This window comes from Flavonifractor sp. An4, from assembly GCF_002161755.1.
GTDB lineage: Bacteria > Bacillota > Clostridia > Oscillospirales > Oscillospiraceae > Flavonifractor > Flavonifractor avicola.
On sequence record NZ_NFIL01000060.1, the window covers coordinates 1 to 10,024 of the forward strand.

Consider the following 10,024-nt stretch of genomic DNA (forward strand, 5'->3'; position numbering starts at 1 on the left):
GCAGATGATGTTACGCAAATTGTCGCAACCAACGAACAGGGCACGCACTGCGTTGTAGTCGATATTATCGCCTATGATGACGGTCTCGATGTTGGGGTTGTTGCGGAACGGGGTGATTTCTAACTGGGAATGTTCGAAGTTCAGGAAGTTCATCTGGGTCATGGACTTTCGTGCGTTGAACTGCATGGTTTCGTCGACACCGCGGTTAATCTTGGCTTCGACTTCTGCGTCAGTCCAATCGTTGGTAATGACCAGCACACCGTCATGGAGCACCCACTTGATGTTCCCGATGGGACGCAGTTCGTCGAGCGTATGAGTCTCTCCGGTGCCGCCTGTGATAGTGTCATCAACACCGTTGATGATGGCATATGCGCCAGTGGCTCGGATGCCGGTGTAGAACGAACCATAACCGCTTCCGGATGCAGAACCGGGTGCTCCGGATGTGAAGATAAGGTCATTATACAGGTCACGGGCCGCAGGGTCGGTCAGGGTCAGGTTGCCACCGAGGGTCGTGTTACCCTTGATGTAACCTTCATACAGAATGTCGTTGTAGCCGAGCGCACCGCCGAAGGCTGTGACGGTCAGGGCGGGAATCAGCAGAGCAGTTGCGAGGGCGACAGATAACGCTTTTCGCCTTTTGTTCATGGGTGTTTTCTTCCTCCTTTATGATAGAAAATAGGCGCTGACGCCGGGGAAGCTGGTTTCCGACAGGGCGGCCTTGGGGAGAGGCCGGAAAGGCCCCTCCCCGGACCGCGCGGGGTCTGCCGGAAACGCAAAAAGCGGTGCCGAGTGCAAAGGACCCAACACCGCCTGAATCATTCAGAGCGTAACACAATAGGCCCTACATTCCCCATTTTCCCTTGAAAAATCCAAGGGGCATGGGTATAATAAGGCTACGGTGCAGTCGTGAGACTGTTGTGTTGAGTGGTACCGTCACTCATCATAGGCCCGTAGGGTGCTACCAACACCCTGCGGGCTGCCGCTTTTACTGCGTTTCCAGCATCATTTTATACCACACCGCCTGGAAAATCAAGTGGTTTCCCGTATTTGCAGGCATGGTATCAGCCGATCCTTCGGCTCCAGCTTCGACTCTACACTGACGCCGGCGGAGTCGGCGGACATTTGAGGCATGGGGACCGCTTCCCCCCCCCAGGGGAGGAATACATGGGGATGCGTCCCTCGCGGGCGTGTCCTTGGCCTTGCCGGGGGTTTTTGACTTCAAGACCCCTGGCGCGAAAAATGGTGCGGTAGGCGACCCAGCCTACCTTATATATATTTATATATTATATGTATCACGAGATATGATCCGCCACAGGCGGGCAAACACAGGACGGGATGGGACGATGGTATGTTCCACCCCGTCCTGTGTTTTTGTGGGCACCCGCAGACGCCGTAGGCGGCAAGGGCAAGCGACGGCCCCAGCCGGAGCGCAGTAAGGGCCCCGCGATCTGCCGCAAGGCAGGGCGCGGGGTGACGCTGCGGCGGCGGGCTTGCCCGGCGACGTGGCGTCAGTCCTGCCGGCTGTGCCGGCCACGCAGACGGTGAAACCGGCGGCGTGTCAGGACCCCTTATGCCCTTTTTGCTTTTTTCGCCGTTATGCCGCCGAATGGCGGTGGCGGCGAAAAGTAGCCCATATATGCTTCATTTTCGTTTGCGAAAATGGTAAAATCCCGGATCAAAAAATGATGAATTTCAGCATTTTGCAGATTCGGGATTTTTTGCGGCATATATGGGCGTATTTTGGAGCGGAGCGACGGCAGTTTTCATCATTTTTTCGTGTCACATGACACGCGTGCTGAAAACTGTATCTGGCCGCAATTTTGCGCATTTTCAGCAAATTTCCAGTGGGAGGAAAAATGCAGAATTTCATCTTTTTTCCTCTGGCTGGAAATTTTGGCCCGCTTTTGCCGTGGCCGCACCGGGAAATGGAACGCAGTCCAGAAGAAGTTAAAATTTTTTATGAATTGTGTTGACATTTTAATTTTAATGATTATAATATAGAATAACAGGCGGGCTGTAAATTGTAATAAGAAATTACGATGTGGCCCGCTATAATAGCAAGTATCGCAGCACAAGTTACGGCCGATAAGCCAGATACAGGGCGCTGGCAGGGGTTTCGATCCTTGTATAATCAAAGGAGGAGATTGTCATGAAGGAAATGACAGTCCGCCCTGTATCTCCGGCCCAGCCTGGGACCCAGGGCAACAACATGAGGCCGCAGGCCCTCTCACCAACGCTGGCGGCACTTTTGTTGGACTGCAAAGGAGCCGCAGAGTTTGCGGCAAAGTACCCGAGCAGTCACCGAGAAAAGGCCGAGGATTGGGTTACTGTCTCAGATATCCCTGACCGTGATATCCGAGATGGTAAAATCATCCATGCACTTATCGCCTATGAGCTGGAAAGGCTTGCCGGTCATAACCCTGAGCCACTTGATATGCTACATGCCTCGTCAAAGGCCCAAAAGATCATCGACGCTTGCGTGGGGCGAGTCAAGTCGGCGTATCTGGCTGAGCAGACATGCGACACCCATCCGGTACTGCTGCCTGAGCATCGTGTGGACTGTCTGGCTGCGTGTGGTTTGCCCGATACGTGTACCGGGTACTGCGACTGTGCAACCGTGACGGATAAAGTGCTCCATGTCTACGAGTTCAAGGCCGGCATGGGCCCCATCTACTACGAGCAGGCGCGCGACCGATGCCGGCTATACGGACTTGGTCTAATCAGTGAGCATGGACCCCGGGAAAAAGTTGTTCTGGAAATCATAAAACCCGGCATCAGCTTTGATCGGCGTATCGAAACGACTCCGGATGAATTGCTTAGATGGGGCAAGGAGACCATGGTAGCCCTGGTACGCAGTGTGATGCAGGGCGAGCGGACATATCGCCCTGGCCCGTACTGCAACGTCTGCCCGGGACGGCCCCTGTGCAGGGCGTGGGTAACGCAGTTGATCGCGTCACTGGACAGCCGGTATGAGAGTTTGGCGATGGTATCGCCCCAGCAGTCACCCAGGCTCAACGAGCAAGAGGTTGCGGAGTTACTGACCATGGCAAAGGATATCGAGTCCTGCCAAAGGCCCCTGGAAGAGTGGGCCGTCGGTCACATCCAGCGCGGGGGCACCATCCCCGGCTTCCGGTTGGGCCACAACCCCGGCAATCTGCGTTTCTACGACGAGGCGGTGGTGCGGGAAATCCTGGAGGCGCATGGCCTATTGGCACAGGCGCAGAAGTTGCGTACCCCCTTTGAGATGCGGCGGGCCATCGGCAACGACGCCTATGAGCAGCTTGTGGCTGGTTATGCCTGTCGCACCCCAGGCAAGGATGTCCTCCGCCAGGATGATACCGCCGTCGGAGGGCCGGCACAATGACGGACTACGAGGCGTTTTTGGCACAGCATCAGTCGGACATCGAGGCGATGGAGCTGCCTGGTGCGTATGGGCAATATGTCCATGTAGCCCACGCGCAGTTACGGTTTTTGCGGCTGTGTCGGCCGGAGCCGTTTGAGGGCGGGTCGATGGCGAAGCACTCTGCGGAGGTCATCATCGACAAGGAGACCGACAGCGCCGCTGTACATACTATCGAGGATGCGATACAGTATGTTTTCAACGAGGCGCTGGCGGACTATTTGGCGCGATACCCTGCACGACAAGGAAAGGTGCCTCTAAGCTGTGTATCGTGTGTCCATGACGGCGATGTGGCTACCGCTGCGGCGGGAAGATATTTGCGCAACAGGTATCGTGTCGGGAAAATCTACTTTACCGCGAGAAACAGGCGTATGCCAATCACGGTGGACGCCAATGGTGACTATCTGCCGCCCGAAGACATCAATGAAGCTGATGACGCAAGCGTGATCTTGTGGTTTTACTCGTATGTTCGGATGCACGAGAGCCATGGTGATACGATTGGCGTCGGGTGTATCCTGGTTGCAATCCAGCAGCCTGGCATCTCGTAAACAGAAAATGCCCCGGTCCGGCCGTCAGGTCATGTGGCCGGCCGGGCCGGGGCCGCGTTACACTGGAGGATAATATGTCAGAGTATCATAATCCGCCTGTCGGACCTGATATTTCGGCAGGTGCGTCCCGCAACTCTGAGGAGACTTATGGGCTGTCCGAAACCAATCCAATCGTTACTGGGCCGGACACTATCCTGTACGACCTCTCCCGCGTTGAGACGGGGACACGCTACGGGGGCCGGCGGCAGCGGTGGAGCGCATATTTTGCCGTTCCTACAAGCGGCAACGCCCAGCTGCTGGCGGACGCCCGCAAGGCTATGTGCAATGCGCTCTATCTCCGGCGTGGCCGACCGGTCACTGGGCGATTTGGTTATCTTCCAAGCGGCAAGATGCCGTCCTGGTACGAGACCGATGGGCCGGCTAATCTGGGCGATCCCGACGCAGGACCGGTGCGGACAGTGGAGATGCGGGCTTATGCCGATGGCAAGCACTCGCCCGAAATCGTTGACGCGCAAGGCCACCCAATCACGGACCTGGACACAATTTTCTTGGACAGGCGGACGAGAAAGAACCGTAGAGCACTCCATGCACAAGTAGCGTTTTACTACGAGCCCTATTGGGGGTATGGAGTTCAAAATGTTTCCCGCCGCCTGATAAAAGTTCAGATTTTTGGGGTATAAACCCCGAAAATGTAATCAAAAGGAGTAATTATTATGTATATTCCCAAGGAACAAGTCATCAAGGAGGTCACGGCCCAATACCTTGATACACTTGATGTGACGAACCTCCCAGCTATCCCCGAAATGGTCGGGCAGCTGTTTACAACTACAAATGATCGCTTGCGGGCCATGAATACAAGTATGCCAAAGGGCATGACCTACCGTATGATTGAGCACATTACCAATTACCAGGCGGCTCAGTTGCTGGCCAAGGCGGAGGTTATTGCCCTGGTCCAGTGCAGCGACCGGCGCAACACCTCGGACCCGCTCCCCCTCGGCATCTACCAAAAATCAGGACCCAATCAGGGACTGTACTCGCTTCTGGACGGCGATCTGGACCGAATTATCCTGCAAATGCGCCCCGGGGCGTCGGAAAAGGACATCCGGGAGGTCAGGATGATATTACGCAACACGGTCCCCATCAGGCAGCGGACGCCGGACCGGGACCTTGTGCCGGTGGCCAATGGCATTTTTGATTATCGGAGTCAAGTTTTGATGCCGTTTTCGCCCGATTATGTGTTTTTATCCAAAATTAGTGTGCCTTACAACCCTGCCGCCCAAAATGTTGTCATCCACAATGACGAGGATGGGACGGACTGGGACGTGGAGAGCTGGATGAAGGAACTCTTTGATGACCAGGAATTGGTAAATCTGCTTTGGCACATCATCGGAGCTGTGGTTAGGAGTAATGTGGGGTGGGGACGCACTGCCTGGTTCTATTCGAGTTGCGGCAACAGCGGGAAAGGCACGATTTTGGCCCTGCTCCGGGCTCTGGTCGGCCGTGAAAACTGTGTTTCTGTCCGACTGGCGGATTGTGACAAAAATTTTGCCCTGGAACCGATCATGCACGCGGTGTGCGTTCTGACTGACGAAAACAATGTGGGCGAGTTTGTGGATAAGTCGAGCAACGCCAAGGCCCTTGTCACTGGTGATAATGTCTCCATATCCCGTAAGTACCGTGACGCCGTCGAGTTTCAATTTCGTGGGTTTATGATCCAGTGCTTCAATGATTTGCCGCGGGTAAGGGACCGGACGGACAGCTTTCTGCGGAGATGCCTAATTATCGAGTTCGACAAGTGCTTCACCGGGCGGGAGCGGAAGTACATCAAGGAGGACTATTTGATCAGGCCCGAAGTGCTGGAGTATGTCCTGTACCGGGTGCTGACAGTAATGCCGCAATATTACGAGCTTCCAGTCCCGGCTGCGTGCAAGACGGCGGCGGATGGTTTCAGTGTTGCAAATAATCCGGTGATGGAGTTTGCCCTGGAATGCCTCCCGCAGCTGGTTAAATATGATGTATTTCCTTTCGAGATTTTATATATTTTATACAAGAACTACTTAAAGGACAACAACCCGTCAAGCACGCCCCTGGGGAAAAATACATTTATCACAGAGCTCACCAGGGTCGTGCAGAAACCGCCCCTCGCGGACGAATGGATGTATCCCGGTCGGGGAGCTAACAATGACCACATTAAGGTGCCCTTTGGCTATGACCGCGGGCGAGAAGAACTGCTTTGCGACTATGGCATAGCATTCCCTGGGGAGTATATCGGGAAAAGGGTAACCGGCATTGTACGTCGCAACCCGGTCACTGTGCCTGCCCAGTCTGAGCCGCCGACGGCGTAACAGTAAATCACCGAAAAAAATAATGCTCCCGCAGGTATCTCATCACATAGAGATGCCTGCGGGAGCATGTTCTTTTTTGGGGGCCGTGATCTATCGGCTGTCCGGGACGTTGTTGCCGTCCTGCTTCCTCCGCGAGCTGGAGCGGGCGTCTGATATAAGCAGTAGGACCACGATGGTCAATATGATGCCGATGCCTACTGGCGTTCGGATAATGTTGGCAATGTAGCCTACGCCGGGGATGTGGGCCAGGTACACACCGGTGATGTTATCTTCCGCGAGAAGGAGTCCATCGTCCACAGGGTTTGCGTCGCCTTGGGTGAGGACGCCTTCGTCGAAGATGGCAACGATGCGATGAATGACCTGCATGTGGTCGTAGGGACGGTCGTAGACGACGATGTCGCCCACCTGGAGGCTGTCATAGTCTACATGGGTTGGGGACTGTTGCGGCCTGGAGAAACTCCTTGGCTGGATTTTTGCTGCGGGATGTCGTACTACCTCCTGTTGGCGTGGCCTCGATTATTTGTTCCTTGTCCATGTTTTGTCGCCCCCTTTCAATTTTTTTATGTTGTTTGTGAACCCTATCATAATACAGTTGCGGAAGGTCTGCAAGAGTGTTCTCGCTATGATTTGCCCTCCTTCCACCATTTGTGCAACCCTGTCTCCATAAAATACCGTAGGGCGTGGGAATATGCCCCCATGCCTTTGTCACGCATAAACATATCCAACTCCACCCTCTCCATCGGGGACAGATGGATAGTCACGGTATAAGTCTGCCTCTCTTGAGCCTCTTTTGCCGCCCCGGACTGTGGCCAGAACGGCGCGACCCCGAAGCGTTTTGCATAGGGCAAAAGCCGGTCTGCCCGGATGCCCAGCAGCTTGGCGATGCGGGCTTTGTCTCGGATCGCATGAGACGCGGCCAGTTCCCGCATCCGGGTCTCCAGTGTCAGCGGGACTGGTTCCGGAGAGAAAAGCACCTCCGGCCCCTGCCCCAGCATGGTGGTCAGCAGGGCGTATTCCTCGGCAGAGTAAATCAGATAGTGCCGCAGACGCAGGGCATGGGCCTTGGTGATATGGTCGCCAAAGTAATGCTCCACCAATTTATGCCCGTACTTGTTTACCAGGGCGGCGTATAGCTTGTCAACATCAAACGACTGCTTGCGGATGCTGTCCTCATTGAGTAGGCCGGCGTTCTCCATGGTACGGGCCAAGTTGTCCGCCTCGCGGTTTGGACTGAGGTCGTAGGGCATGGTCAGGTAGGTGCAGAGGGCGTCGGTCAGGGCAGATTCGTACTCCAGTGCCCCATAGTCTGGCTGCGCCCAGTCCTGCCCATCCAGTGGCAGATACTGTGCCCCCAGGGGCCGGGTGTTGGGGATGGGCTTGTCCAGGAGGCGGCAGCGGTGGCGTGGGCACAGGGGCATGAGCCCGATCTGGTGCTCCCGGTGCCAGTATGGTTCGCCGTAGGTTTGGGTGTCCTCCCGGACGCAGACAGGACAGTAGCGCATGGAGCGGGGCTTGATGTCCCGGGTGGCCCGCAGATACCGGGGCCGCATGTCCTCACCGTTCAGAAACGCTTCCAGGATGGCGGCTTTTTTCTCCTGGGACTGAAACCGCATCAGGAATGGGAGCAGAGTGTGTTGCAGGGCGACCTCTTGGGCGGACAGGAAACCGGACGGCAGCTGTTCCAAAATCTTGTGAATACTTCCGTTCGGGAAAAAGCTGCCCACATCCGTGTCACGGGCATTGCCGAACAGGGCCTCCATAGTGGTTTGCCAGGACAGGGCGCCGCTGTGCGTATGGTAGCGGGCGATCACGCTGTACCAGAGCTCGTCCGGGTAGGGTGTTGGGAAGAAACTAAGCACCTGTGAACACCTCCAGGAGTCCAGCTTGTTCCAGGGCGGCAGCCGCGGTTTCCGGGTCCTGGCCCGCCGCCGCCAGGGTCAGGATGTCGTGCTTGTCCCGCTTGGCCTTGGGCCGTCCACGGGGCACCGCATAGAGCCGGCGGACCGATTCCGGCTCCAGGGCCTCTGCCGTGTCTGCCTCGGTGTCTGTTTCGGCGTCCTCGTCCGTATCGCACACGGAGAAGTCGGACAGGTAGGTCCCCTTGGCGTAGGTCTTGGGGACGACGATGTTGAGTGTCTCCACGGCCTTGCGTATCAGCTTGTCGTCCAGCCGTGCTGCCCCTGCCTGGAGTGCCTGCACCTGGGCCTCGCAGAAAATCTTGACGATGTATGCAGGGATGCCGCCGGACAGGTCGTACATCAGATTGACAAGTCCGTCTGCGAAGTGGGCGCGCTCCGGGGTGTACTGATACGGCCACAGTTCATGTAGGAAGCGGCGGTAGATGCCGTCCGGGCGCATGGGGAGCAGACGCAGGCCCCGGGTCCGGCGCTTGAGGTGCTCCTGGGACAGAAACAGGTCCTCGGCGGACGGGGTGCCCACATAGTAGATGCTGGTACACGCCTCGTTGGACAGCTCCACCAGGAACTTGATGAGGGCCTTGCTCTGTTTGTTACGGGACGCGGTGAGGATGGCGTTTTGTATCTCGTCGATCACAATGAGGCCCACATGATGGGTCAGACAGAGTATCTTCACCCGGGTGGCCAGCACGGAGGCGCTGGGCAGGCGGGCTACTCGCTGGTTCAGGTCACTGTAACTGCTTCCAATGGCCCGGTCGATGGCTTCGATGATGTTCAGGGCCAGGGTCTTCACGGAGCAGTCGCCGGGGCACTCTACCATGAGCCATGTGACCTGATTGCAGTAGAGCTTGCTGTCTCCATACTGGCTGTGCCGGATGACTTGTGGGATCTGGCGCAGACACCGGCGGATGGTGGAGGACTTGCCGATGCCCGGTACACCGAGGATGGAGCCGCTGTCCGTGGAGGTGGCCACGGGGAGCTGCGCCAGGGCCGCGCCGTCCCCCTGGTGGATGGCGTGAACCCGGCGGATGCTGTCAATGGTGGCGCTGGCGGTGTAGGTGCTCTCCATGGAGCAGTAGAGAGTGTTGTAAATCACGGCCATGTAGTCCAGGGGAACGAACACGGAGGAGAGGGCGTTGAGACCCCGCCGGCGGTCCGAAGGTTTGAGTTGGGCGGCGTCTGGCTGCGGGGGCGAACAGGCAAGGCGGCGGAACAGGGCCTCTTTGGATAGTATCTCCGGCATGGCCTCCAGGAACGGGTTGGGCTGTGCGCCGCTGAGCTGATTGGGTGTGTAGACGGCATCCACTGCCGGCTGGTCTGGATATTTCATTGGTGTTTCCTCCTCTCCTGGGTCCGGTGGGCCTTGATGTCCGCGCCGGTCTGACGCCGGTCCGCCTCCGGTCTGGCCTCGTCCCGGATGGCAGTCAGCTTCTGGAGCAGCTCCACCCGGCCCTCGTCCTCCAGCTTCTGATAATCCCGCTTGTGCCGCCGGTCCGCCTTCCAGTACAGCTCACTCTCCGCCCTGGCCGCGCCGTCATAGGCGGCATACTGCGGGGCGAGGCGGAAGGGGACATAGGAGCCATCCAGCACCAGATAGATTTCCCCCACGCTCTGCCCGTCGTAGGCGATGGACACCTTCTGTCCGATCTGCCGCTGGCCAGTCTCCGAGGTCAGGAAGCCGCCGTTGACATAGAGGAGGTGGTCGTGGCTGATGCCTTTGCGGGTCAGTTTGCAGGTCTTTCGGGGCAGGCTCATGTAGTAGACCTCCTGGGGATTCAGTTCCAGCAGGGCGGACTTGCCCGCGGCGGCGTAATA

9 protein-coding genes are annotated in these 10,024 nt (G+C 57.1%); 4 read left to right on the forward strand and 5 right to left on the reverse strand.

What is annotated here, in order from left to right; genetic code table 11:
- The coding region (locus tag B5F94_RS14955; protein WP_143383320.1) for a hypothetical protein at positions 1-645 on the reverse strand (645 nt) is incomplete at its 3' end.
- 1,504 nt (positions 646-2,149) lie between these two features.
- Here B5F94_RS14955 and B5F94_RS14960 point away from each other — a divergent pair.
- The 4 genes from B5F94_RS14960 (at position 2,150) to B5F94_RS14975 (ending at position 6,293) form a co-directional block, all read left to right on the forward strand.
- Positions 2,150-3,364, forward strand: coding sequence for a DUF2800 domain-containing protein (locus B5F94_RS14960; protein ID WP_087331279.1), 1,215 nt, complete (start codon positions 2,150-2,152; stop codon positions 3,362-3,364).
- The gene (locus tag B5F94_RS14965; RefSeq protein ID WP_087331281.1) at positions 3,361-3,948 is read left to right on the forward strand and encodes an ssDNA-binding protein; all 588 of its coding nucleotides are present in this window, start codon (positions 3,361-3,363) and stop codon (positions 3,946-3,948) included. The genes B5F94_RS14960 and B5F94_RS14965 overlap by 4 nt, the downstream gene beginning before the upstream one ends.
- 74 nt (positions 3,949-4,022) lie before the next feature.
- Positions 4,023-4,628 carry a hypothetical protein gene (locus tag B5F94_RS14970; RefSeq protein ID WP_087331283.1) on the forward strand — a complete coding sequence of 202 codons (606 nt, stop codon included), beginning with the start codon at positions 4,023-4,025 and terminating at the stop codon, positions 4,626-4,628.
- Between the two features lie 33 nt (positions 4,629-4,661).
- Positions 4,662-6,293, forward strand: a complete 1,632-nt coding sequence (locus B5F94_RS14975; RefSeq protein WP_087331285.1) for a DNA primase family protein — start codon at positions 4,662-4,664, stop codon at positions 6,291-6,293.
- A gap of 90 nt (positions 6,294-6,383) precedes the next feature.
- On the opposite strand, the gene B5F94_RS14980 is transcribed toward B5F94_RS14975, so the two are convergent.
- The 4 genes from B5F94_RS14980 to B5F94_RS14995 form a co-directional block, all read right to left on the reverse strand.
- A complete protein-coding gene (locus B5F94_RS14980; RefSeq protein WP_087331287.1) occupies positions 6,384-6,764 on the reverse strand; it encodes a signal peptidase I in 381 nt (126 codons plus the stop codon).
- Between the two features lie 149 nt (positions 6,765-6,913).
- On the reverse strand, positions 6,914-8,152 hold the full coding sequence (locus B5F94_RS14985; protein WP_158100302.1) for a TniQ family protein: 1,239 nt from the start codon (positions 8,150-8,152) through the stop codon (positions 6,914-6,916).
- On the reverse strand, positions 8,145-9,539 hold the full coding sequence (locus tag B5F94_RS14990; protein WP_087331291.1) for an ATP-binding protein: 1,395 nt from the start codon (positions 9,537-9,539) through the stop codon (positions 8,145-8,147). Before B5F94_RS14990 ends, B5F94_RS14985 begins: the two co-directional genes overlap by 8 nt.
- On the reverse strand, positions 9,536-10,024 hold a 489-nt coding region (locus B5F94_RS14995; RefSeq protein ID WP_204247508.1), incomplete at its 5' end, for a Mu transposase C-terminal domain-containing protein. The genes B5F94_RS14990 and B5F94_RS14995, both read right to left, overlap by 4 nt.

Bases quoted from the DNA above. Each gene is read 5' to 3' on its own strand.
- B5F94_RS14970 (WP_087331283.1), top strand. From the start codon at position 4,023: ATGTCAGAGTATCATAATCCGCCTGTCGGACCTGATATTTCGGCAGGT.
- B5F94_RS14960 (WP_087331279.1), top strand. From the start codon at position 2,150: ATGAAGGAAATGACAGTCCGCCCTGTATCTCCGGCCCAGCCTGGGACC.
- B5F94_RS14990 (WP_087331291.1), bottom strand. From the start codon at position 9,539: ATGAAATATCCAGACCAGCCGGCAGTGGATGCCGTCTACACACCCAAT.
- B5F94_RS14965 (WP_087331281.1), top strand. From the start codon at position 3,361: ATGACGGACTACGAGGCGTTTTTGGCACAGCATCAGTCGGACATCGAG.
- B5F94_RS14975 (WP_087331285.1), top strand. From the start codon at position 4,662: ATGTATATTCCCAAGGAACAAGTCATCAAGGAGGTCACGGCCCAATAC.